Below are 23,208 nucleotides of genomic sequence, written 5' to 3' on the forward strand. Positions count from 1 at the left end.
ACAGAGTCGTTAAGGAGCCCTTCCCCATGCCCCACGTTGTCACTCAGTCGTGCTGCAGCGACGCGTCCTGCGTCTATGCGTGTCCGGTCAACTGCATTCACCCGACACCGGACGAGCCGGACTTTCTCACCGCGGAAATGCTGCACATCGACCCGGACACCTGCGTCGACTGCGGCGCCTGCGTCACCGCGTGCCCGGTGGAGGCGATCGTCCCGCACGGCAAGCTCGAGGAACGCCAGCTCACGTACCTGAGCATCAACGCCGACTTCTACAAGAAGCCGCGCAAGCACCCGCTGCTGGCGCCGATGGTGGAGAGCACCGCAGCGCGCACCGACAGCGGACCGTTGCGGGTCGCGGTGGTCGGCTCTGGCCCGGCGGCGATGTACGCCGCCGATGAGGTGCTCAAGCAGCCGCGCGCACAGGTCAACGTCTTCGAGCGGCTTCCGGTGCCCTACGGGCTGGTGCGTTCGGGCGTGGCGCCGGATCACCAAAAAACCAAGCAGGTGACCAAGCTCTACGACATGATCACCCACGAGTCTGGCTTCGAGTTCTTCCTCAATGTCGAAGTGGGCAAGGATGTTTCGCTGGACGAGTTGCTGGCTCACCACCACGCCGTCGTCTATGCGGTCGGTGCGGCGTCGGACCGGCGGCTGAACATTCCGGGCGCGGACCTGCCCGGCGTGGCGTCCGCTACCGACTTCGTGGGCTGGTACAACGGCCACCCCGACCACGCACACCGGAAGTTCGATCTGTCGCACAAGCGGGTGGTGATCGTCGGAAACGGCAACGTGGCCTTGGACGTCGCGCGGATCCTGGTCAGCGATCCCGAACGGTTGGCCGGCACCGACATCTCGGACGAAGCCCTGGCGGTTCTGCGCGCCAGCAAGGTCGAAGAAGTGGTGATTGTCGGTCGCCGCGGATCGGCGCAGTCGGCCTTCACGGTTCCCGAGCTGAGCGGCCTGGTTGCCAACGACGACTTCGATGTGCTGGTGGATCGCAGCGAGGAAATCCTCGACCCGCGTACGGCTGCCAGTTCGGAGCGTGGCCACGCGGTCAGCCAGAAGCTGGCGATTCTCGACGAGCTCGATGACGCCGCAGCGGCAAAGCCGGGGCGGCGCCGCATCGTGTTCCGCTACCTGCGCTCACCGCTGGCAATCCATGGCGACGAGCGGGTCGAGTCGATCGAGTTCGCACGCGGCAGCTTCGCCTCCGAGGGATCGGTCGAGTACGGCACCGATACGGACAACATCGAAGCCGGCCTGGTGCTGACCTCGATCGGCTATCACGGGGTTCCCGTGCTCGACCTTCCGTTCGACGAGGCGTCCGGGACGGTGCCCAACGACGGTGGTCGGGTAGCGCAACGTCCGGGCGTATATGTCGCCGGTTGGATCAAACGAGGGCCCACCGGGTTCATCGGGACCAACAAGAGCTGCGCGCACGAAACCATCGAGCACCTCATCGCAGATTTCAACAGCGGCGAACTAGAGGCTCCGGCCAAGGCGCAATCCGACCTGAAGAAGCTCGTGCAGCGTCGCCAGCCCGAGGTGATCGATCGCGCGGGCTGGCTGGCGATCGACGCCGAGGAGCTCCGTCGAGGCGTCGAGCGGCAGCGGGTGCGTGACAAGATCGTGGACCGGCCAGTCGCCGTGGACGTGGCCCGACGGTCCCGACGCAAGGTCGGGATACCTTTCCTGCGCGGCTGATTCGCGGAGTCATTCGAGTGAATGATTGACCTTCGGACCCGACCTTCCAGACGATGGTCCCCGCTGCCCATTGCGCGTGGGCAAACATGACCGCTGGAGAAGAGGTTCGATGCCCGAATTGCAAAATGTCGCGATCATGCCCGGAGAGAACGTGCGTTTCGCGGCCGAGTTTCACCCGCACCTCATCCTCAAGCACTTGTCACACGCCGTCGTCGTCACCGATCGGCGGGCGGTTGTGCGGTCGCCGCACACGATCTTCGGCATAATCCCGCACGGGTACGTGGAACAGACGGCGCCGCTGTCGGCGATCAGCGAGTTCAACTCGGGGAAGGTCTTGTCCGGCAGCAAACTCAGTTCCGGCGCACTGTATGTCCTATTGGCGTTCGGTTCCCTGTATGCGGCGGTGGCCATGACGCCCATTGCGGTGTTGCTTTTCATCCCGTTTAGCGCCATTGCCGCATACAAATTCTTCACGGCAAACAACATCGGCTTCGTCTTCCGCAATCATGGCGCCGGCCAAATCGTGGCGTCGGCCGGCACTAGCGAGGGCCAACTCGTGGAAGACGGCAAACGTATAATCACCGAGTTGCTGTACGGCGGCGGGACGGGCAGCGTGCCTCAACCAGCTGCGGCTCGAGCCGTAGCGTACGGGTCACCGTATAGCTGAACTCAGATACAGACCGAGACCGACAACGACGACGGCCACAGCGGGATGTTCAGGCACAACGCAACGGAGCCGACCGCATCTGTGCGACCCGGCGCGTTTGTGGTCGCGGCTGACGCGGTGGGTGCAGCGAGTGCTCCGATGCTGCAAGTGACGGCTACCGCTGCGAGTGTGGTGGCGATTTTCCGACTCATGAGAGCAATCCTCGACTAGCGAAGGTGGCGAGATTTCCCCCTGCCGTTACTCAGTGTTCTCCGGCTGAATCGGATTCACAAGAGGGACCGGCACTAGTTTCCGCCATCCCGGCACATTGTTTGTGCCGCAATGGAAACCGCCTTGCGAGCCTGATCCTGCGACCACTGCTGTTCCGAGACACCGAGCGCCGCGGCTTCGTCGGTCGACTTGCCGGATGCCAGTGCTTCGCAGATGCGCTGGCCGGTGCCGAAAACAGATTCTTTGTCGCGCACCGGTATCCCGGCGTCCGGCAGTGCGTGCAGGAAGTCCGCTTCAGGAGTCATTTGCTGCTCCGGCAGCGGTTGGGCGGCAGCCGAGGTTGTCTGCAGCGCTGACGCGGGCGTACTGACCGACGCGGACGCAGACGAAGTCGCGCTGCTACTGCTTGCGGTCGATGTCGCGGGCGCGTTGGTATCCCCTGAGCATCCGCTCGCGCCCAGGACAGTGCCGACCGCTACGGCGGCGGCGAGGCAGGTCAGCTTCATACGACGATGCACAGCCACGCAACCCATACTCGCACGGCGAGGACAATCGCAAACTTCAGGGCAAAATTCGCAGGTAGCCTAACGTCTGTGGAACTTGCCGTTCTGGTGATCGTCGTCTTCCTGCTGGTGGCGACCAGCTTCCTGGCACTGACCTACTGGCGCATACTGCACCGGCGCCGCGCGGCCGCAACCGAGGCGATTTCCTTCACGTTCGACCCCAGCGATGTGCTGCAACAGGATTCGCGGGCCTATTTCTTCGGCCTGGCCTCTGATGAGAGCGACGATTCGAAGTTCGACGGCAACGGCGCCTTGGTGCTCAGCAAGCATGTTTTGTGGTTCAAGCCGACCGTCGCCGGCCCGGCACTGCGGTTCCCGCTCAGCGACATCCGTCGAGTGGAGTTGGTGAGTCCGCATACGACCAAGGCGTTGGATAGGCCGTTGCTGCGAGTATGGGTACTGACGGCCGACGGCGACGACTCGGCTGTCTGGTACGTCCACGATCCCGATGCGTGGATCGCATCGCTCAAGGATGCGGTCTCCTAGTGAGGTTGCCGATGGCTGTTGACCCCGGCCTGGTCGAGCAGTTGCTCGGCGCCCAGGCTCCCGATGCCGATCCCGCGATTCTGGACGGTGCGCTCGAGGCATTCCTGGAATTCGGCATCAAGCGCGCGAGCATGGGCGAGATCGCCAAGCGGGCCAACCTCAGCCCGGCCACCCTGTATCGCCGGTTTCCCAGTAAAGCCGCGGTCGTGCAGGCCGTCGGCATGCGGGAGGCGCAGCGGCTCATTGCTGCCGTGGACGCGCGGGTGGATTCTGCGGCGCCGGCCGAGGACCAGCTCACCGAATTATTTGTGGTGACCATGGGCCAACTCAGCGGCAATCAGCTCATCCGCCGACTGCTCATCACGGAGCCGGAATCGGTGCTGCCCTATCTCACCACTGGGGCCGGACCGCTGCTGAGTGTCGGTCGCGCCTACATCGCGCAGATCTATCGACGGCTGCAGGCCACCGGACAGCTCGCGGATTTCAACGCCGACGAATCCGCGGAAATTGCTGCCCGCCTGGCCCTTTCACTGGTGTTGACCCCGGACGGGTTGATCCCCGTCGATGACGAACAGCAGGCTCGCCGGTTCGCCCGCGAACATCTGATGATGCTGGTGCCGATCCGGCGGCGCGACGGTTCCGCGCAATGACCGATTCCCGATCGGAGACCATCGCCATCGCGGGCGCCGGTATTGCCGGTTTGCTCTTGGCCGGCGCCCTTATTCGCCAAGGCCGACAGGTGAAGATCTTCGAGGAGCGGCCGGGCTACGGCGAGACCGGCGCCGGCATCAGCCTGTGGCCAAATGCATTGGCAGCGCTCGACTACCTTGGATTGGGCGATGACGTCCGCGGGCTCGGCACGGCCATCAGCGCCGGTGGCCTGCGCGCACCCGATGGCTCCTTTTTGCGCAGCGTGTCGCCGGACGACTTTGCGAACGCGTTAGGTGAACCGTTACGCACCGTGCATCGTGTGCGGCTGATCGAATTGCTGGCCAAACGGGTGCCCGACGACGTTGTTCAGTTCGACGTAGCCGTCACCGGATATCGCGCCGGTCGCGACGGCGTCAGCGTAGAACTCAGCGACGGAACCGCTTTCGCCGCTGCCGCGCTCGTCGGCGCGGACGGTTATCGATCCGCAGTGCTGCGCCGAATGCAACCCCAAACCACCGAGCGATACGCGGGCTACACGGCATGGCGAGGCCTGTCCGAAATGTCGACCGATGGGCGCGAAGCGCACGAAACCCTCGGCGACCGTGCAGAATTCGGCTTCATCCCGCTGGTCGACGGACGCACCTACTGGTTTGCCACGCTGGCGGCCCCGGCGGGTGGTGCTCCGGGTGCCGACGGCGATTTGACTTGGCTACGACGGGCTTTCGTGAACTGGCACGATCCCATCACCGATGTGTTGGCGACCACCTCTCCCACCGATGTGATGCGTCATGACATCGTCGACCGCAGCATGCCGCGCCGCCTGGCCGAGGGCCGCGTCGTGCTCATCGGCGACGCGGCACATGCGATGCGTCCGCATCTGGGCCAGGGTGGCTGCCAATCGGTAGAAGACGCCTGTGTCCTGGCGCGCTGCGTCGAGGACTGCATCGACCTGCCAGTCGCTTTCGCCGTGTACAGCAAGACCCGGCACCGGCGGGTCCGGCGCATCGTCGCCGAGTCGGCCATGGCCGGCCGCTTGCTGAACGTGCCTCCCCCGCTCGGCGCGCTCGTGCATCGAGGCGTGGCGTTGACCCCGCAGCGACCGTTTCTCGCGCACTTGGCCGGTGTTGCCGGGGCTGATGCTTTCCGGAGGCAACTGCGCTGATCCTCAGTGCTGCAGGATGAGCCCGATCGGGACCGACACGGCGAGTACCACGATCACCGCGTAGTACGCATGTAGTGGCCACCCACGATTAGCGCCGCGCACGCTGAACGCCAAGGCGGCAAGGGCGGCAAGCAGCAACACCGAACCGGCGGCGAGCAGCCAGTTCCATGACGTGGTGGTGCCGACAACCACGCCGGCGTTGGCGGCATTGAACATCACCAGCGCCGCCGTCGCGACGCCGCGAATCGGCAGATCGGGAACCAGCAGCGCGAGAGCCGCGCTGATGGCCAGCTGGCAGACGCCAACGACGAGCACGAGATAGGCGGCCGCCCACGTGCCGTGCTCGGTCGGTGCGTGCGCGGTGGCCGCGGCGACCAGACCGCCCGCAATGATCGCGAGCGAGCCCACGGCTGCGAACGGTACGGACGCGGAGTCCATGAATCGAACCTGCTCAGTCGTGTGCATGCGGCGAGTTTATACAATGAGCTGTCGTATTTATTCGCAGCGTTGCGCACAGGAAGGAACTCGTCGATGACGGCGGTTGAGCTCGACGTACGAGAACTGCGGAAGCCAGACAAGCACCCGGCGATCTTCGCCCGTTTCGATGGGCTTGCCGTGGGCGAGTCGTTCATCCTGGTGAACAACCATTACCCGCGTCATCTGAAGGACGAGTTCGACGTCGAGCATCCCGGCGGTTATGAGTGGGACGTGGTCGAGGACGGTCCGCGGGTGTGGCGAGTCCGGATCGGCAAGAGCGCGTCGACCGCCCTGCCGCGCATCGTGGCGGACACGTCGGCCGCTCCTGCCGACCCCGACGCGACCGGCGCGGTGTGGACATTGTCGATGCGCCAGCGCGACCTCGACTCCAACATCATCCGGCTCGCCGCAGGCGCCCGGATCGAGGCGCATCACGGGCCTGACCTGGACGTTCTCGTGCACGTGCTGGAAGGATCCGGAGTCTTGGAGACCGAGTCCGGCGCAGTCAACCTGACCCCGGGCGCACTGGTCTGGCTGCCGCGCCGGTCGCAGCGGGCATTCGTCGCGGGCCAAAATGGCCTTCGCTACCTCACCGTTCATCAGCGTCGGAAAGCGTTGACGCTTGAGCCATTCTCCCGCTAACCGGCACGCGCACGCGTAGCGAGCGTGACCTGGACGAGGCGGCTCCGGAATCCCTAAGACGTGTCCTCATCGCGTCGATCTTGTTAGGATGCCGTAGCTTTGTTGCTGGCTTGAGGCCGGTCGGGGTGACGGTGTTTGTCACGCCCCGCTGGCGCCGATTGCTGAGTGCTCGCTCAGCTGTGAATGAATTGGGCAGGCGAAGGTGAAACGTTTCGGATCCCTCATGCTGACCGCCCTCGCCGGGGCGACCGCCGCGATGCTCGTGGTGACGGCTCCCGCGGGCGCAGATCCCAACGCGATCAATCCGCTCCCCGTGCTGAACGGCACCAACGGCCTGCCGCACCTCACTGGGCCCACGCAGGCGATCTACCAGGTGACCGGGTTGGCGAGCCCGAACGCTACCCAGCGCTACAACGTTCTCGGCACCGACCTTGGCATCATGTGGGACAACGGCAACGGCGAGCTGATGACGGCGTTCGGCGACTCTGCGGGCATCGGCTTTCCGAACCTGCTCGCGGGCAGCATCTGGGCCTGGAAGTCCAACATTCTGCTGCGCAGTCACACGCACAACCCAGCTGACGGGATCGTGTACGACAGTGTGGTGCGTGATCCGTTCGGTCAAGCGAAGGAGCTTGTGCCGAGCCCGAAGATCCCGTTCATCGAGATCAGCCGCATTCCCACGGCCGGCGTCTCGGTCGGCGGCGTCCAGTTCATGAGCATGATGTCGGTGAAGAGTTGGGACAGCGATGGGCACTGGACCACGAACTTCTCCAGTCTTGTCGCCTCGGGGGACAACGGCGAAAACTGGGCCGAGTTGCCCCAGACCCGTCGCGCGAACGTGGCGGGCGACCACAACTTCCAGATGAACGCCTTTGTCAAGGACGCTAATTACGTCTACGAATACGGCACGCCGTCCGGACGCAACAATCCGGGTTTCGTCGCGCGGGTTCCGCAGGCGCAGATCGCGAACAAGGACGCGTACGAGTATTGGGACGGCAAGCAGTGGAAGAAGGGCGACGTCAACGCGGCGGCGCCGATCGTCGGCGGGGTCGGCGAGTTGTCGGTGCAGTACAACGACTTCCTGGGGCAGTACGTGATGCTCACCACGGACCCGTTCAACTCGGTGGTGATGCGGACGTCGCCTGCCCCGCAGGGACCGTGGAGCCCGCCACGCACGTTGATCGACACTCGCGAGTTGCCGACGGCATATGCGCCATCGATCTTCCCGTACCAGACCGGGTCGGACCTGTACTTCGTCACGACGATTCACTCCGAGTACAACGTGGTGTTGATGCGCACGAGCCTGCGCTGATCCGAGCCCTGCTGCCGAATCAGGCTTGACCGCTCCAGCGCAGTAGCCACGGCGTAAGCACGGCCGCAATCTCTGCGGCTGCTGACTTGAGTGCATGCGTCTGGCCGCGCAGAACATGAACCTCGGCGGCGTCGGCGGCCTCGGGAATGCCGAACGGGTCTCGGTCGCCGTTGAGGACGACCACCTCCACCCCTGTCGCGCGCAGCTCGTCGGCCCTGTTCAGCTGGGGTTTTCCGGGTGGATGCAACGGAAACGCCAACGCGACGACGCCTGTTGCGCGCACGTCGAGGGCGGTGCGACACGCCACTCGAGCGCCGTTGCTGCGGCCGCCCTGAATGATCGGCACGCCGCGGGCCCGACGGCGCAGCGCAGTGACAATCTCCACCCAGGCGGCGTCTTGCCTGGTCGCCGACCCGGGCGCGCGGCCACCGGCGACCCGGTAGGGCTGCAGCACTCGCGCCACTGACCCGCCCAGCTCGAGCGCCACGCGGCGGGCTGCCAACAGGTCCGGCGCGTCGACGCCGCCACCGGCGCCATGGGTCAAGATCAGCAAGAAACGGGTGTGCGTGCGCGCGTCATAGGCGACTTCGGCATCGCCGGCAGATGTGGCGATGACAAGGTCGCGCGTGGTTGGCCGTCCCGGCTGCACAGACCACCCCTCTCGATGCCCGACGAATCAACAAGCAGCGCAGGAACTTCGACCTTCAACTAGCGTTTCCCCGCTGTGAAACACCACAGCTGTCAGCCTGGGCAAACATGATGGAATCCTCATGATTCTGCGCGAAATGCATTGTAGGGCACTCCAGTTGACCGAATGTGGAGTACGTCACAGTTCGCCGGACATGCCTTGGACGCGCCTGTACCGACTAGTAACATCGGCGTTAAGTTACCCGTCAGTAGTAGGTGACCTCTCTACCGGCGGTAACACCTGGGCGGGACCGGACATCGCCGGACCGCACCACAACACTCACTCAATGGAGAGATGAAGATGGGCCACTACAAGAGCAACGTCCGCGACCTCGAGTTCAACCTCTTCGAGGTGCTGGGACTGAACGACACCCTCGACTCGGGCGCGTACGGCGATCTTGACACCGACACCGTTCGCGAAATGCTGAACGAAGTTCGCCGGCTGGCCGAGGGCCCGTTGGCCGAGCCGTTCGCCGACGCGGACCGCAACCCGCCCGTCTTCGATCCCGAGACGCACACCGTCTCCATCCCCGAGTCCTTCAAGAAGGCCTTCCGTGCTCTGCAGGACGGCGGCTGGGACAAGCTGGGCATCGCCGAAGAGCTCGGTGGCATGAACATGCCCCGCCCGATCTACTGGGCCATTGCCGAACTGATCCTGGGTGCGCAGCCCGCCGCGTTCATGTACGCCGCCGGCCCGGGCTTCGCCAACATCTTCTTCAACAACGCGACCGACGAGCAGAAGAAGTGGGCCGAGATCGCCGTCGAGCGCAACTGGGGCGCCACCATGGTGCTGACCGAGCCGGATGCCGGCTCGGACGTTGGCGCCGGCCGCACCAAGGCCATCAAGCAGGAGGACGGCTCCTGGCACATCGAGGGCGTCAAGCGCTTCATCACGTCGGCCGACTCCGACGACATGTTCGAGAACATCTTCCACCTGGTGCTGGCCCGTCCCGAGGGCGCTGGCCCGGGCACCAAGGGCCTGAGCCTGTTCTTCGTGCCGAAGTTCCACTTCGACAAAGAGACCGGCGAGCTCGGCGAGCGCAACGGCGTTTTCGTGACCAACGTCGAGCACAAGATGGGCCTGAAGGTCTCGGCCACCTGTGAGGTCACCTTTGGTGGCCACGGCGTTCCCGCGCAGGGCTGGCTGGTCGGCGAGGTGCACAACGGCATCGCGCAGATGTTCGACGTCATCGAGCACGCTCGCATGATGGTCGGCACCAAGGCCATCGCCACCCTGTCCACCGGTTACCTCAACGCCTTGTCCTACGCCAAGGAGCGCGTGCAGGGTGCTGACCTGACCCAGATGACGGACAAGGCCGCCCCGCGCGTCACCATCACCCACCACCCGGACGTGCGCCGCAGCCTGATGATGCAGAAGGCGTACGCCGAGGGCCTGCGCGCGGTTTACCTCTACACCGCCGCGCACCAGAACGCGGACATCGCGGAGAAGGTCTCGGGCGCGGACAAGGACGTGGCATTCCGCGTCAACGACCTGTTGCTGCCGATCGTCAAGGGCGTCGGCTCGGAACGGGCCTACCAGTACCTGACTGATTCCTTGCAGACCTTCGGTGGTTCCGGCTTCTTGCAGGACTACCCGGTCGAGCAGTACATCCGTGACGCCAAGATCGACTCGCTGTACGAGGGCACCACGGCCATCCAGGCGCAGGACTTCTTCTTCCGCAAGATCGCCCGCGACCGCGGCGTGGCACTCGCTCACGTGGCCGGCCAGATCCAGAAATTCCTGGACAGCGAGGCGGGCAACGGTCGCCTCAAGGGCGAGCGCGCGCTGTTGGCTACCGCGCTCGAGGACGTTCAGGCCATGGCCGCCACCCTGACCGGCCACCTGATGGGCGCCCAGCAGACGCCGAGCGAGCTGTACAAGGTCGGCCTGGGTTCGGTGCGCTTCCTGCTGGCCGTCGGTGACCTGCTCATCGGTTGGCAGCTGCTGCGCCAGGCCGAGGTTGCGCTCGAGGCGCTGGACCAGGGTGCTGACAAAGACCAGGCCTTCTACGAGGGCAAGGTCGCGGTCGCGCAGTTCTTCGCCCGTAACGTCCTGCCGGAGCTGACCGCCACCCGCGCCATTCTGTCGAACATCGACAACGACATCATGGAGCTCGACGAAGCAGCATTCTGATTCACCGATTCCAACGAACCCGGACTATCCTGCGGGATGGTTCGGGTTCGTTGGCTTTCGTGGAAAGGATGCGATCGTGCAGCCGAATACCGGAGGTCAACTCGATCCCACCGCGAGTGAGCGGCTTTCCCACGCCGGGCGGATATTCACCTCGGATCTCTCGGTCAACGAGTTCGCGCTCCTACACGGGGCCGGTTTCGAACCGATCGACCTGGTCATGGGCGTTTCCGTTTACCACGTCGGCTACCAGACCAGCGGCATCCGGCAGCAGACCGAATTGACCGTGCTCACCGAGGCCACCTATCGGGCCCGCTGGAACGCCATGTCGCGGATGCAGGCCGAGGCCGACAGTCTCGGAGCCGACGGGGTCGTCGGGGTTCGACTCGCCTGGCGCGAGCATGGTTCGGCCGAACACCTGGAGTTCATGGCGGTAGGCACGGCAGTTCGGTACGCGCCCTCTCCGGGTGCGTACCGCCGCCCGAACGGGCAGGCCTTCAGCAGCCATCTGTCCGGTCAGGACATGGTCACCCTCATGCGGACCGGTTATGTGCCGGTGGCGTTCGTCATGGGCAACTGCGTATTTCACGTGGCCGCACAGGGTTTCATGCAAACACTGCGCCAAATCGGCAACAACGTGGAGATGCCGCAGTGGACGCAGGGCAACTACCAGGCCCGCGAATTGGCGATGGGGCGAATGCAAGCGGAGGCGGAGCGCGACGGCGCCAATGGCGTCACGGGTGTGAGCTTCGAGTTGCAGAACTACGTGTGGGGCTTCCACACCGTGGAGTTCTACGCGGCGGGCACCGCGATTCGCCGCATCGGCGAGGGTGAGCCGATCCGTCCGCAATTCACGCTGCCGATGGTCGATCAGTGATGCTTGCCGACAGTTTCGATCAAGACCATGCCGCGGCGGTGATTGGTTCCGCGATTCAGGGCGCAGTCGGGCCGGCCGGTGTTTTGGGTCTGTTCGCCGTCGTGCCGGGCGCCGTGCGGACGCCCGCGCGGCGGCGCTGGCTCGGGACTGAACCGGAGCGGCTCCAACTGGCCGACTGGCGGTACGAGGTGACCGATGACCGTCGGGTGCGGGCCGCGCACGTGGTACATGGGATTGTGCTTGCGGAGCAGGTGCTGGCCGCGGGCGAGGTGGGCCCGCACCTCGCGCGTGCCCTCGCCGCGGTGAGTCATCAGTACGGTGCCGAGGCGGCTGCGCAGATATCGGCGGCTTTGGAAGTACTGGAAGCCGGTCCGATTACCTGACGTTCGGGAAGAACGGGTCGACTTCCATGCACGGCACTGGCGTCGGATGGGCCGGGTCGAGCGCATCGAGCACATAGCGCCAGGCCCGCTCGCTGTAAAGCGTCGACGCGTGCTCCGAGTAGTCGATGGGGCAGCCGTTCTGCAAAAGGATATTGGTGACATTCGGACCGCTCAGGAACTGATGGTCGAACGGGGTCACCACCTCGTCGTATTTGGAAACGATGGTCGTGTAGGTGACTTCCGGGCGGGTGTCGCCCTGGCCGTACGTCTGCGCAACCAGGTCCGATCCGACGGCCTGCTGGGTGAGCCCGGGGGCGGCCATGCCGAGGAAGTCGTACAGTGCACGCCCGATCGGCGGCAGTAGGCTGCGTGCGTAGACCATTTCGCTGAGCGTGGTGCCGTGGTTGCTCGGCGAGATACCGACGAGGCTGTGCACCTTGGCGGCACCGCCGAGCACGTTGAGGTAGTACTCCGGCAGAATTCCGCCGCCCTGCGAGTGCCCGACAAGGTCGACCTGCTTGGCGCCCGTTTGCGCTAGCACCCTATCGACCTCGGCCGAAAGAACCTGGCCCGCTTGACGAATGTCGCCGACTGCCTGGATCGGTATTTCGGAGATCCAGGCCGGGTTGCCGAAGTTGAACGTGAAGACGCAATATCCGTTGTCCCGCAGGAACGGGGCGCCGGCCTGGTAGGCCGACGCCTGCGTGAACAGGGACGAGTTGATCAGCACCACGGGCCGCGGATGCTGCGGAGTGAGTTTGCACGTCGGGTCGTTGGCGCCCGGTGGCGGCGTCTCGGGAAACAGCATGGCACGGATGCCGGCACCCAGATCGAACTGCACCGGCAGGGGTCCCATCGTCACGTCGGCATGCGCGGCAGGACCGGCGCCGATACCGAGGCTGAACACTGTTGCGGCGATGGCGAGCAGCCGGAACTTGATGCGCACGCCAGCGAAGCTAGACTACCGTGGCCCGATTAGCGGCAGATTGGCTCAAAGTTTGCTCGAACCACAATGCTGAGCCATCCCAATGGTGGGCTGGTCACCTGAAAGGCCCCGTGCGGCTGCCGGGTCGGGGGTCAGGCAGCAGCACAGGGCCACCCCTTACATCGGGATGCGTCAGGTTGCGTTACATGTGCTGGCTGAGGGATCTTTTGGCTGGAGCCGGCGCAGAGCGCGCGGTCGGAAGTTCGATGCGCTGAGCCTGGCGTCGGTTGTTCGACGGATATCGACGGTACACCTGGAGAAGTAGCGTCCCCTGTCCCTAAACGGCGAACGGGTGGTTTCCGAGACGCACTCGATGAGTGCCTCGACAACCACCCGTTCAACGTCTCGAAACTACCGCTCCAGGATCGCTGTCACACCCTGCCCGCCGGCGGCGCAGATGGACACCAGCGCACGGCCGGAGCCCTTCTCGGCCAACATCTTCGCCGCCGAAGCGATGATGCGAGCGCCGGTCGCGGCGAACGGGTGACCGGCCGCCAGCGACGACCCGTTGACGTTCAGCTTGGACCGGTCGATCGAGCCGAGCGCGCCGTCGAGACCCAGACGCTCCTTGCAGTAGGCGTCGCTCTCCCAGGCCTGCAAGGTCGCCAGCACGACCGAGGCGAATGCCTCGTGAATCTCGTAGAAGTCGAAGTCGGCCAACGTAAGTCCGTTGCGGGCCAGCAGTCGCGGAACCGCGTAGGTCGGCGCCATGAGCAGGCCGTCGTGACCGTGCACGTAGTCGACCGCGGCGGTCTCGGAGTCGATCAGGTAGGCCAGCACCGGAAGGTTGCGCTCCTGTGCCCACTCATCGGTCGACAGCAGCGCGACGGACGCGCCGTCGGTGAGCGGGGTCGAGTTACCGGCCGTCATGGTGGCGTCGCCGAGCTTCACACCGAAGACCGGCTTGAGCTTGGCCAACTTCTCCGCCGACGAGTCTGGACGCAGGTTGTCGTCGCGCGTCAGGCCCAGGAACGGGGTGACCAAGTCGTCGAAGAAGCCACGGTCATAGGCGGCGGCCATGTTGCGGTGGCTGGCCGCGGCGAGCTCGTCCTGGTCCTCGCGACGGATGCCGAATTCCTTGGTGGTGATGGCGGCGTGTTCGCCCATGGACAGACCGGTGCGGGGCTCGCCGTTGCGCGGGATCTCGAGTCCGAGCATCGACGGCCGGACATTACCGAGCAGCTTGATCCGGTCGCCCGTCGTCTTGGCCCGGTTCAGCGACAGCAGGAATTCCCGCAACTCGTCGCCGACGCCGATCGGGGCGTCCGAGGTGGTGTCCACGCCACCGCCGATGCCGGCGTCGATGCGGCCCTGCGCGATGGCGTCACCGACCGCGATGATCGACTGCAAGCCGGTGCCGCACGCCTGCTGGATGTCGAAGGCCGGCGTGTAGGGGCTCAGCGAGCTGCCGAGCACGCACTCGCGGATCAGGTTGAAGTCGCGGCTGTGCTTGAGCACGGCGCCGCCGACTACCAAGCCCATTTGCTCGCCCTGCAGGCTGAACCGGCTGATCAGGCCCTCGAGAGCGGCCGTGAACATATCCTGGTTCGAGGCATGCGCGTAGGCCTTGTCGGACCGCGCGAACGGAATGCGGTTGCCACCAAGTACGGCGACCGGGCGGGTTTGACGCGTTTTGCTCGTCACTGAAGTCTCCAAAGATCCGATGGGTCTGCTCGACAACAAACTTACTCCGGAGTAAGTTCATTGTCGACACCGCACCACTAGTTTTGGGTGTGACCCGTTACATCGATCGAGAAGGTAGACATAGTGGCATCCAGTAAGGGAGCTCCGGACCCGTACTCGTCGTTCCTGTCCAGCTCGGCGGGGCAGTTCATCGCCAAGCAGATCGGTTTGCCGCAGCCGGCGAAGCTGCGCCGCTACGCCCCGGGTGAGCCGCCGCTGGCCGGCCCGGTACTGCTGGGCGGTAACGGCCGGCTCGTGGAACCGATCCGGGAAATGCTGTCGGACTACACCTTTGCCGACGCCAATGACCAGAAATTCGGTGCACTCGTCTTCGACGCGACCGGCATCGCCGCTCCCGACGAGCTCGTCGCACTGTTCGAGTTCTTCCAGCCGGTGATTCGCAACCTGGCGTCGAGCGCGCGCGTTGTCGTGGTCGGCACCACGCCGGAGGAAGCGGGCAGTGTCGACGCGCAGATCGCGCAGCGCGCACTCGAGGGCTTCACCCGCAGCGTCGCCAAGGAGATCAAGAACGGCTCGACCGGCAACCTCGTATACGTATCGCCCGACGCCGCCGCCGGAGCAACCGGTGCCGAGTCGACCCTGCGATTCCTGCTGTCGGCCAAGTCGGCGTTCGTCGACGGCCAGGTTTTCCGGGTGGGTGCGGACGACGCCGCCGCCAGGCCGGACTGGACCCGTCCGCTCGAGGGCAAGGTCGCCGTCGTGACCGGTGCCGCGCGCGGTATTGGCGCCACGATCGCCGAGGTGCTCTCCCGCGATGGCGCGCACGTGATCTGCGCCGACATCCCGGCCGCCGGTGAGGCGCTGTCGGAGACGGCGAACAAGGTCGGCGGCACCTCGCTGGCCCTGGACGTCACCGCGCCCGACGCGGCCGACAAGCTCGCCGAGCACCTGCTCTCCCGGCACGGCGGCGCGGACATCATCGTGCACAACGCCGGCATCACCCGGGACAAGACGCTGGCCAACATGGACGCCGGACGCTGGAATGCCGTGATCGGCGTGAACCTGCTTGCCCCGCACCGCATTACCGAGGCCCTGGTGGAAAAGGGCGCGCTCAAGGACGGTGGGCGGGTCATCGACGTTTCCTCTATCGCGGGCATTGCCGGTAACCGCGGCCAGACGAACTACGGCACCTCGAAGGCCGGTGTCATCGGCATGGTGCAGGCCGAGGCGCCGAAGCTGGCCGAGAAGAACATCACTGTGAACGCGGTGGCGCCGGGCTTCATCGAGACTGCAATGACCGCGGCCATTCCGTTCGCGACCCGCGAGGCCGGCCGCCGGATGAGCTCCCTGCTGCAGGGCGGTCAGACCGTCGACGTGGCCGAGACCATCGCCTACTTCGCTAGCCCGGCGTCCAACGCCGTTACCGGTCAGGTCATCCGGGTGTGCGGCCAGAGCTTGATCGGAGCCTGATGAGCCCACAGAAGGAAGTCATCAAGCTCGAGGGGCAACCCAAGACGCGCGACCTCTACCTCAAGGCCGCCCTCGGCGCCATCCCGCTGCCGGGATTGTCGTCGCGGGGCTCCGAACTGCCCAATCGCAGTGTCGAACTCAAGGGTCTCCGGGTGGATCCGGACAACCTCGCCGCCTACACCAAGACCTGCGGGCTGCGGTTTTCGGACTCCCTGCCGATCACCTATCCGTTCACGTTGGTGTTTCCGGCCGTGATGCAGCTCGTGGTCGCCCGGGACTTTCCGTTCGCGGCGGTCGGGGCTGTGCACGCGGAGAACGTCATCGAGCAGAAGCGGCCGATTTCGGTGAGCGAACCGCTCGACGTCGTCGCGCACACGGAGAACCTCCGCGAGCACCCCAAGGGTCTGCTGGTGGATGCCGTCAGCGAGGTGAGCGTCGGGCGGGAGTTGGTGTGGCGACAGGTGACGACCTTCCTGCACCAGCAGAAGACCTCGCTGTCGGGTGGGCCCAAGCCGGAGAAGAAGCCGGAGGAGGTTCCGCCACCGCCGATGCGGACGCTGCGCATCGATCAGAAGACTATCGACAAGTACGCTGCCGTGTCCGGTGACCGCAACCCGATCCACATTTCGTCGTTGGGTGCCAAGGCTTTCGGGTTCCCTAGGACGATTGCGCACGGCATGTACACGGCAGCGGCAACGCTGCAGGTGCTCGAGGGCCGGATCCCCGACGCTGTCACCTACAAGGTGAAGTTCGGCAAGCCGGTCTTCATTCCGTCGACGGTGAACGTGTACGCGGACCAGACCGCCAACGGCTGGGACCTGGCGCTGCGGCACCCGAAGAAGGGCTACCCGCACCTGACGGCGACGCTGAGCTGAACGGCCGAGCGGGTGGTCGCAGCGGCGAGCCGCTCAGTCGCGCACAGCGGCGAGCCGCTCAGTCGCGCACAGCGGCCACCCGCTCAGTCCTTCTTCTTGCCGGCCAGACCGCGCCACGCCAGCCGCTCGAGCAACTCGGCGGCCTCGTGTACGTCGATCTCGCCGTCGGCGATTCGGTCGGCGACTGCCTCCCCCGCGCCGATCAGCGCCACGGCCATGATGCGGAAGTTGGTGCCCGGCTCGGGGGTCTTCGTGCTCGATTCGAGCAGGCCGGCCGTCAAATCCACCAACCGGTCGCGGTTGGTCTGGATCAGCTTCGCGAACGGTTGCTGCCCGACCGCCTGGCGGTAGAGCACGGTCCATGACTGTCGATGGCTGTCAACGTAATTGAGAAACTCGAGCAGTGCGACGCGCACCTGCTCGCGGGGAGTCAGCGATGGGTCGCCGGCCGGGGCGACGGCCTTGGCAAAGCGCATTCCCTCGCGCTGAATACACGCGCTGAACAGCTCGTCCTTGGAGCCGTAGTACAAATACAGCATCGGTTTGGAGATCTGCGCGGCCGTTGCGATAGCATCCATCGAGGTTTCGTGAAACCCGTTGGCCGAGAAGACCTCGACCGCGGCGTCGAGCATCTGCTGCTCACGCACCGCGCGTGGTAACCGTTTGGTTCCCCTGGTCATCGGTGCGCCTCCTCGATCGGACGCCGCTATCTTACTCCACGGTAAGTTCTGCGGCAGTCGCTTCGGCGCGCGGTTTGCGTACCTGCCACTATGGCTACCTCTAAGGTGCCATGGCGACGGCGCGAGACGACTACGACCCCACGCGCGGCGGCGCATCCGAGGACCCCAAGCGCGACGACGGGTTTGACGACACCGCCGCCGCAGAAGCGCACCGCGACCTCGTCGGCCAGCCACACCCGCGGGACGAACCAGCCGAGATCGTCGCGGCCGAAGCCGAGGCCGCCCGACTGAGTTCGGCGGAGCATCCGCTAGGCCGTCCCGGTCCCAGATTCAACCGCCGGTCGCCGTTCGTCATCGGAATGTCCGCCGCAGCAGGGGTTGCCGTCACGTACGGGCTGGTGCAGATCATCATCAGCGCCCGCCAGGTACTGATACTGGTGCTGGTCTCCTTCTTCGTCGCCGCGGGGATCGAGCCGGCGGTCTCCTGGCTGGTCAAACACCACGTACCGCGCTGGGCGGCAATCTGTTTGGTCTACCTGATCTTCCTGGCCGCGGTCGGCGGCTTCCTGGCCGCGGCAATTCCGCCGCTCATCGACCAGGCCAGCGAGTTGATTCAACACGGTCCCGATCGGCTGCAGAGTCTTTTGCAACACAACAGCTGGCTGAAGAATCTCAGCGATCGGTTTCATCTGGAGGACAAGCTCCGGCATGGATTCGGCGGTGGGCTGCCAGGTGGCGTCATCGGCGTCGGTCAGCGGATCTTCAGCGACGTGGCCAATCTGGTGATCGGAATCGTGCTGACCATTTATTTCTCCGCCAATTTCCCTCGTCTGCGGGCGGCGCTGTACCGGCTGTTCCCCGCCGCCCGGCGCCCACGGGCAATCCTGATCGGCGACGAAATCTTTGCCAAGGTGGGCGGCTACGTGCTGGGAAACCTGTTGATTTCGTTGATCACGGCGATCGCCACCTACATCTGGCTGATGGCGTTCGGCATGCCGTACCCACTGTTGCTGGCGGTCATGGTCGCCGTCCTCGATCTGATTCCGGTGATCGGGTCGACGGTGGCCGGGTTGATCATCGCGCTGGTGGCGCTGACGGTTTCAATTCCGGTGAGCATCGCAACGGTTGGGTTCTTCATCATCATGCGCCTGGTCGAGGACTACGTGCTGGTGCCCAAGATCATCGGGCGCACGGTGCACATCCCCGCCGTGGCCACCGTCGTGGCGGTGCTGATCGGTGGCGTCCTGCTCGGCATCATCGGGGCGCTGCTGGCCATTCCGATCGCGGCCGCCCTCTTGCTACTCGCCGAGCAGACGCTCCTGCCCCGCCTCGACCGTTCGAAGCGGGAACCCTCATAGCCGCGTCGCGGCCACCCGCCAGGCATCGACAGGCCCGGCCGGGACTTCCGGGTCCTCATTGATTTCCAACTGGGTCGCGGTAATGTCATCGACCCGCCACCCGTCGGCGAAGCTGCCCCGAATCTCGGTCTCAGTCACCCGGCGTGGACCCCAATCGCCCGGTTGGCTGTCGCTGAAGCACAACATGAAATACCTGCCGCCGGGCGCGAGAGCAGCGGCGAGGCTGGCAACGTAGCGTGCCCGCTCGTCGTCGGAGAACACGTGGAACAGCCCGGAGTCGACGATTGTGTCGAATTGCTCGTCGAGTGAACCGAGTTCTAGGGCGTTTCCGACGATGAACCGGGCGCTGAGGTCGCGTTCGCCCGCTTTCTTCTTGGCGCGTTCGATTGCGGTGGGGGCCGCGTCGATCCCCGTCGCGTCGAGCCCGAGCGAGGCCGCCAAGAGTGCATGCTCGCCGGTGCCGCAGCCGACGTCGAGGACGCGGCCCGTGAATTGGTCGGACACCGCCTGCAGAGCGGGTTGCGGACGACCGATGTCCCACGGTGGAGTGGCCGCGTAGGAGTCGAGGAAGCGCTGAGCTGATTCGATGTCTGCCATGGCTCGATTATTCGCGGCGAGTCCAGGCCGCAACTGTGCATACGAGGAGAACTATGACGCGTGAACTGACCGTTTCCGACAGCGTCGTGATCGCCGCCGATCCGGCTACCATCTACGCTCGGGTCAGCGATCCCACCCAAATGGGTCGCTGGAGCCCGGAAAACCTTGGGGCTCGCATGAATTCGGATGCCGGTGTCGGCGCGACATTTGATGGTCGCAACAAACGCGGCGCCGCGCGGTGGACCACACGCTGCACGGTGACCGCCGCCGAACCGGGCGTGCGGTTCGGCTTCCGCGTGCATGCCATCGGTGTGCTGCGGCCCTGGCTGCCGACGCCGATCGCCACCTGGGAATACCGCTTCGAGCCCGTACCCGGCGGCACCAAAGTCATCGAAACGTGGACGGACGATCGGCGCTTCTGGCCGGATGCGGTTGCGGCGGTGTTCGACCGGGTTGCTACCCGCGGGTCATCGTTCGCCGACTTCCAGCGACGCAACATTGCGACGACGCTGCGCAACCTCAAGCGGGAGATCGAGTCCTAGCAGTGCAGCGTGCCTTTGAAGCGGGCGACGCGGAGTACGGACTGGTTGACCTGTTGCGGGTTGAGCTTGCCCGAGGACATGGCCGCGACCAGGTTGTCGAGCACCGCTGGGACGGCGTTGGTGGTGATCCACAGTGCGACATCGGCGCCGGCCTCGAGCGCGGTTTCCACGGCCGACACGATGCCCATGCGGTCGGTGATGGCGGCCATGCCGCCGAGGTCGTCGGTGAAGATCGGTCCGTTGAACGGTGCGGCGCCGTAGCCGACTCCGTTGCGCAGCAACGCCATTGCGGCCGGGCTGATGCTGGCCGGCACGCCGGGGCTGGTGAGACCGGGCACGTCGAGGTGGCCGACCATCACGCCGGCGCCGCTGCCGACGAGGTTGCGGAACGGCACCAGGTCATCGGTCATCAGCTGCGCCAGCGGCGGGGTCTGCACCGGGCCCTTGTGCGAGTCGCCCGAGCCGTGGCCGTGGCCGGGGAAGTGCTTGATCACCGGCTGCACACCGGCGTCGTGCATGGCACGGATGAACTGCGTCGCGTAGGTGGTGACCTTGGCCGGGTCGTCGGAGAACGACCGGTCCCCGATCACGGCGTTGGCAGGCTCGTCGCTCACGTCCACATCGGGTGCGAAATTGACGGTGATGCCGAGCTTGCGCATCGCTTGGCCGTGCTGGAGGGCAACGTTGTAGTACTGCTCGGGCGACATGGTGGCCGCGGCCGTCCGTGCTGCCGGCAGCGCGCCGATGACGTTGCCGAGGCGCTCCACGCGACCGCCCTCCTCGTCGATGGTCACCATCGGCGGGATGTTGAACGCTGCGTTGACCTTCTCCAAACCACCTGCGGTGACTAGGGACTGATCGGTCCAGCCGCCGATGAAAATGCCCCCAACGTGGTACTTCGACACCACGTTGACCGCGTCGTCGGTGCCGGTCACCCCCACAGTCAGCAACTGCGCCAACTTGTCTCGCGGCTGCAAGGCGTTCAGATAATGATCCTCACACGACTCGGCGGCCGGAGTGGTGTGCAGCGCAGTCGAATTCGAGACCGGTGCCGGTGCCGCCGCGGAGGTGCGCTCGTCGGAGCGATCGGTGGTGGAAGAACAACCGGCGACCACCGCAACACTGAGCAGCACTAGCAGGGCGGACGGCTTGCGCATGTGACACTCCCTTTTCCGGCGAACCTTCGCACGACGGTACCCGCCGGGTAACCTCGGTGGTGATTCTGGCGAGGAGGTCTGCAGATGCCGTGCGATCTGATGCTGATCGCCTACGACGGGTCCGAGCGCGCTAAGCGAGCGATCTCCTACGCCGGGCGGTTCCTCGCCGCCGATCGGGCAATCGTGCTGACCGCCTGGGAACCGATGATCCGCCAGGCCGCCCGGATGTCGGGACTTTCGGGTGTGATGCAACCGGATTGGGTTCCCGATGAAGACATCGAAGATGTCGCGTTGTCCGATGCGAAGGTGACCAATGCCGAGGGTGTCGAGTTGGCGCGGGCGGCCGGACTGAACGTCGAAGGCCGCTGCGAGGAATGCACCACCACAATCTGGAACACCATCGTCGACATCGCCGACGAACTCAACGTCGACATCATTGTCGCGGGCACCCGTGGCGCCACCGGTATTCGTGCGCTGCTACACAGCAGCGTCGCTGATCACGTGCTCAAGCACTGCCACCGGCCGGTGTTTCTGGTGCCGCCGGTGAAAGAGGCGGCGAACGCCTAGCGGGTCCGAAGACCGTTAGTCTCGAGAATATGGACGGTTTTCTGCTGGCGCGGCCGCACAGCGTGGTGCGCGCACAAGGCCGTCGCGCGCAGTTTCACCACCCGGCCGACGCGCTGAAAACGGATGCCGACGTCATCGTGGGCGCGCTGCCGTTCGACCCCGCCGCACCGGCCGCCTTGTTCGTCCCTGAGCGCTGGCAGCAGCACGCGGGACCGTGGCGTCCCGAGCCGGCCACGCTTCCCCCGGTCACGCTGGGTGCGGAAATCCCTTCGCCAGCCGAACACGTCGACCGCGTCACCAAGCTGATCAAGCTGATCGGGGAGGGCAAACTGCAGAAGGTGGTGGCCGCGCGAGCTGTACAGGTGACCGCGACGGAGCCGATCCGACCGCTGCAGTTAGCCGCCGCGCTCAACGCCCGGCACCAGCGGGCCAACACATTCGCCGTGACGGTCGACGGAGGGACGCTCGTCGGCGCGAGTCCGGAGGTGCTGGTCAGCCGTCGGGGCGACACGGTGCAACTGTGTCCGCTGGCGGGCACCGCGCCGCGCCACGCGGACCCGGCGGACGACCGCGCCGAGGCCGAAGAACTGCTCGCCTCGTCGAAGAACCTCGCCGAGCACGCCTTCGTTGTCGACTGGATCCGAGAGCGTCTTGCACCGGTGTGCCGGGAGCTGTCGGTGCCGGATCGTCCCGAACTCACCGGCACCGCCGAGGTGTGGCATCTGGCCACGCCCATTCACGGCGTTTTGGACGCTCCCGCGCTGACTGCCCTCGAGTTGGCGGTCCTGCTGCAACCCACCCCCGCTGTCTGCGGCACGCCGACCGAGTTGGCACTGCAGACCATTCGCGACACCGAGGGCGACCGTGGGTTCTACGGCGGGGCGGTCGGCTGGTGTGATCGCGCGGGCGACGGCGATTGGATAGTCGCCATCCGCTGCGCGACGATCGCCGCGGGCGGGCGCTCGGCCACCGCGTATGCGGGCGGCGGCATCGTGGCCGCATCCGACCCGGTCGGCGAACTTGACGAGACCACCGCCAAGTTCGCAACACTGCTCGGCGCATTCGGCCTGCACGCGTAGCGCCGCGCGCCTCCCCCGTGGAAGCAGGGGACCTCTACTAGCGTTGACGTGCAGTCGGGGAACCCCGCTTCCGCCGGTGGTACGTTGAACCGCAGCCGTCTCGACCTATTGGAGCCGTAGATGAAGTTTCTTGCCCCCGGTATTGCGAGTGCTGTCGTCGGCGCGATTGTGGGAGTGGGCATCGTCATCGGAGTGACCGCGGCGCTGCAAGACAACACTCGGCCGCAGATCGACCGCAGCGGCAACGCGCCGTCGTCGCTGTTGGGGCAGGTTGAGTACGGCAGTCGCTGATCGTCCGGCGCC

At 65.6% G+C, this 23,208-nt stretch carries 25 protein-coding genes; 17 read left to right on the top strand and 8 right to left on the bottom strand.

All coding sequences use genetic code 11. The annotated features are described in order from the left end of the window. The first annotated feature begins 26 nt into the window (after positions 1-26). Both FOS14_RS13290 and FOS14_RS13295 read left to right on the top strand, forming a co-directional pair. Positions 27-1,703: an FAD-dependent oxidoreductase gene (locus tag FOS14_RS13290; protein ID WP_143771252.1), complete on the top strand. Its 1,677-nt coding sequence runs from the start codon at positions 27-29 to the stop codon at positions 1,701-1,703. Between the two features lie 109 nt (positions 1,704-1,812). Continuing rightward, complete coding sequence (locus FOS14_RS13295) at positions 1,813-2,370, top strand: hypothetical protein (RefSeq protein WP_143771253.1); 558 nt, start codon at positions 1,813-1,815, stop codon at positions 2,368-2,370. 284 nt (positions 2,371-2,654) lie between these two features. On the opposite strand, the gene FOS14_RS24990 is transcribed toward FOS14_RS13295, so the two are convergent. Further along, positions 2,655-2,885 (bottom strand): DUF732 domain-containing protein, encoded by a 231-nt coding sequence (locus FOS14_RS24990; RefSeq protein WP_221936707.1) that lies wholly within the window; start codon positions 2,883-2,885, stop codon positions 2,655-2,657. A 288-nt stretch (positions 2,886-3,173) separates the two neighbouring features. Between FOS14_RS24990 and FOS14_RS13310 the strand changes: the two genes are divergently transcribed. The 3 genes from FOS14_RS13310 to FOS14_RS13320 are packed head-to-tail and all read left to right on the top strand — an operon-like array spanning position 3,174 to position 5,442. Then, positions 3,174-3,629, top strand: a complete 456-nt coding sequence (locus FOS14_RS13310; RefSeq protein WP_143771256.1) for a hypothetical protein — start codon at positions 3,174-3,176, stop codon at positions 3,627-3,629. A gap of 11 nt (positions 3,630-3,640) precedes the next feature. Next, positions 3,641-4,279: a TetR/AcrR family transcriptional regulator gene (locus tag FOS14_RS13315; protein WP_143771257.1), complete on the top strand. Its 639-nt coding sequence runs from the start codon at positions 3,641-3,643 to the stop codon at positions 4,277-4,279. After that, a complete protein-coding gene (locus tag FOS14_RS13320) occupies positions 4,276-5,442 on the top strand; it encodes an FAD-dependent monooxygenase (RefSeq protein ID WP_143771258.1) in 1,167 nt (388 codons plus the stop codon). Before FOS14_RS13315 ends, FOS14_RS13320 begins: the two co-directional genes overlap by 4 nt. 3 nt (positions 5,443-5,445) lie before the next feature. Here the strand turns inward: FOS14_RS13320 and FOS14_RS13325 are convergent, their stop codons facing one another. After that, the gene (locus tag FOS14_RS13325) at positions 5,446-5,907 is read right to left on the bottom strand and encodes a hypothetical protein (protein WP_143771259.1); all 462 of its coding nucleotides are present in this window, start codon (positions 5,905-5,907) and stop codon (positions 5,446-5,448) included. A 66-nt stretch (positions 5,908-5,973) separates the two neighbouring features. On the opposite strand from FOS14_RS13325, the gene FOS14_RS13330 reads away from it, so the two are divergent. Together FOS14_RS13330 and FOS14_RS13335 are read left to right on the top strand one after the other, a co-directional pair. Continuing rightward, positions 5,974-6,561 (top strand): DUF2249 domain-containing protein, encoded by a 588-nt coding sequence (locus tag FOS14_RS13330; protein WP_143771260.1) that lies wholly within the window; start codon positions 5,974-5,976, stop codon positions 6,559-6,561. A gap of 223 nt (positions 6,562-6,784) precedes the next feature. Further along, on the top strand, positions 6,785-7,873 hold the full coding sequence (locus FOS14_RS13335) for a DUF4185 domain-containing protein (RefSeq protein ID WP_143771261.1): 1,089 nt from the start codon (positions 6,785-6,787) through the stop codon (positions 7,871-7,873). Positions 7,874-7,892: 19 nt separating this feature from the next. Here FOS14_RS13335 and FOS14_RS13340 read toward each other — a convergent pair whose 3' ends face one another. Further along, positions 7,893-8,522, bottom strand: coding sequence for an alpha/beta family hydrolase (locus FOS14_RS13340; protein WP_221936708.1), 630 nt, complete (start codon positions 8,520-8,522; stop codon positions 7,893-7,895). Between the two features lie 339 nt (positions 8,523-8,861). Between FOS14_RS13340 and FOS14_RS13345 the strand changes: the two genes are divergently transcribed. The 3 genes from FOS14_RS13345 (at position 8,862) to FOS14_RS13355 (ending at position 11,951) form a co-directional block, all read left to right on the top strand. Next, positions 8,862-10,694, top strand: coding sequence for an acyl-CoA dehydrogenase (locus tag FOS14_RS13345; protein ID WP_143771262.1), 1,833 nt, complete (start codon positions 8,862-8,864; stop codon positions 10,692-10,694). 76 nt (positions 10,695-10,770) lie between these two features. Further along, complete coding sequence (locus FOS14_RS13350) at positions 10,771-11,568, top strand: heavy metal-binding domain-containing protein (RefSeq protein ID WP_143771263.1); 798 nt, start codon at positions 10,771-10,773, stop codon at positions 11,566-11,568. Further along, positions 11,568-11,951: a DUF5073 family protein gene (locus FOS14_RS13355; RefSeq protein ID WP_143771311.1), complete on the top strand. Its 384-nt coding sequence runs from the start codon at positions 11,568-11,570 to the stop codon at positions 11,949-11,951. The genes FOS14_RS13350 and FOS14_RS13355 overlap by 1 nt, the downstream gene beginning before the upstream one ends. Here the strand turns inward: FOS14_RS13355 and FOS14_RS13360 are convergent. Beyond that, the gene (locus FOS14_RS13360) at positions 11,944-12,897 is read right to left on the bottom strand and encodes a triacylglycerol lipase (protein WP_255450314.1); all 954 of its coding nucleotides are present in this window, start codon (positions 12,895-12,897) and stop codon (positions 11,944-11,946) included. The two genes, FOS14_RS13355 and FOS14_RS13360, sit on opposite strands and share 8 nt — an antisense overlap. A 390-nt stretch (positions 12,898-13,287) precedes the next feature. Next, positions 13,288-14,580, bottom strand: a complete 1,293-nt coding sequence (locus FOS14_RS13365; RefSeq protein WP_143771264.1) for an acetyl-CoA C-acetyltransferase — start codon at positions 14,578-14,580, stop codon at positions 13,288-13,290. Positions 14,581-14,703: 123 nt separating this feature from the next. Between FOS14_RS13365 and FOS14_RS13370 the strand changes: the two genes are divergently transcribed. Both FOS14_RS13370 and FOS14_RS13375 read left to right on the top strand, forming a co-directional pair. Continuing rightward, positions 14,704-16,050, top strand: a complete 1,347-nt coding sequence (locus tag FOS14_RS13370; protein WP_143771265.1) for a 3-oxoacyl-ACP reductase — start codon at positions 14,704-14,706, stop codon at positions 16,048-16,050. Beyond that, entirely contained in the window at positions 16,050-16,925 is an 876-nt protein-coding gene (locus FOS14_RS13375; protein WP_143771266.1) for a MaoC/PaaZ C-terminal domain-containing protein, read from the top strand. Before FOS14_RS13370 ends, FOS14_RS13375 begins: the two co-directional genes overlap by 1 nt. An 83-nt stretch (positions 16,926-17,008) precedes the next feature. Here the strand turns inward: FOS14_RS13375 and FOS14_RS13380 are convergent, their stop codons facing one another. Next, on the bottom strand, positions 17,009-17,605 hold the full coding sequence (locus FOS14_RS13380; RefSeq protein WP_143771267.1) for a TetR/AcrR family transcriptional regulator: 597 nt from the start codon (positions 17,603-17,605) through the stop codon (positions 17,009-17,011). Positions 17,606-17,715: 110 nt separating this feature from the next. Between FOS14_RS13380 and FOS14_RS13385 the strand changes: the two genes are divergently transcribed. Beyond that, entirely contained in the window at positions 17,716-18,963 is a 1,248-nt protein-coding gene (locus tag FOS14_RS13385) for an AI-2E family transporter (RefSeq protein ID WP_143771268.1), read from the top strand. On the opposite strand, the gene FOS14_RS13390 is transcribed toward FOS14_RS13385, so the two are convergent. Next, the gene (locus FOS14_RS13390; RefSeq protein ID WP_143771269.1) at positions 18,958-19,560 is read right to left on the bottom strand and encodes a class I SAM-dependent methyltransferase; all 603 of its coding nucleotides are present in this window, start codon (positions 19,558-19,560) and stop codon (positions 18,958-18,960) included. The genes FOS14_RS13385 and FOS14_RS13390 overlap by 6 nt on opposite strands. Positions 19,561-19,613: 53 nt before the next feature. Here FOS14_RS13390 and FOS14_RS13395 point away from each other — a divergent pair, with 53 nt between their 5' ends. Next, complete coding sequence (locus FOS14_RS13395; RefSeq protein WP_143771270.1) at positions 19,614-20,102, top strand: SRPBCC family protein; 489 nt, start codon at positions 19,614-19,616, stop codon at positions 20,100-20,102. Here FOS14_RS13395 and FOS14_RS13400 read toward each other — a convergent pair. After that, positions 20,099-21,259 carry a glycoside hydrolase family 3 N-terminal domain-containing protein gene (locus tag FOS14_RS13400; protein WP_143771271.1) on the bottom strand — a complete coding sequence of 387 codons (1,161 nt, stop codon included), beginning with the start codon at positions 21,257-21,259 and terminating at the stop codon, positions 20,099-20,101. The two genes, FOS14_RS13395 and FOS14_RS13400, sit on opposite strands and share 4 nt — an antisense overlap. Positions 21,260-21,343: 84 nt before the next feature. Here FOS14_RS13400 and FOS14_RS13405 point away from each other — a divergent pair, with 84 nt between their 5' ends. The 3 genes from FOS14_RS13405 to FOS14_RS13415 all read left to right on the top strand — a co-directional run bounded on the left by FOS14_RS13405 (position 21,344) and on the right by FOS14_RS13415 (position 23,196). After that, positions 21,344-21,826, top strand: coding sequence for a universal stress protein (locus tag FOS14_RS13405; RefSeq protein WP_143771272.1), 483 nt, complete (start codon positions 21,344-21,346; stop codon positions 21,824-21,826). A gap of 29 nt (positions 21,827-21,855) precedes the next feature. Continuing rightward, complete coding sequence (locus FOS14_RS13410; protein ID WP_143771273.1) at positions 21,856-22,905, top strand: isochorismate synthase MenF; 1,050 nt, start codon at positions 21,856-21,858, stop codon at positions 22,903-22,905. Between the two features lie 120 nt (positions 22,906-23,025). Further along, on the top strand, positions 23,026-23,196 hold the full coding sequence (locus FOS14_RS13415; protein WP_143771274.1) for a DUF2613 domain-containing protein: 171 nt from the start codon (positions 23,026-23,028) through the stop codon (positions 23,194-23,196). The last annotated feature ends 12 nt before the right edge of the window (positions 23,197-23,208 follow it).

This window comes from Skermania sp. ID1734, from assembly GCF_007489285.1.
GTDB lineage: Bacteria > Actinomycetota > Actinomycetes > Mycobacteriales > Mycobacteriaceae > ID1734.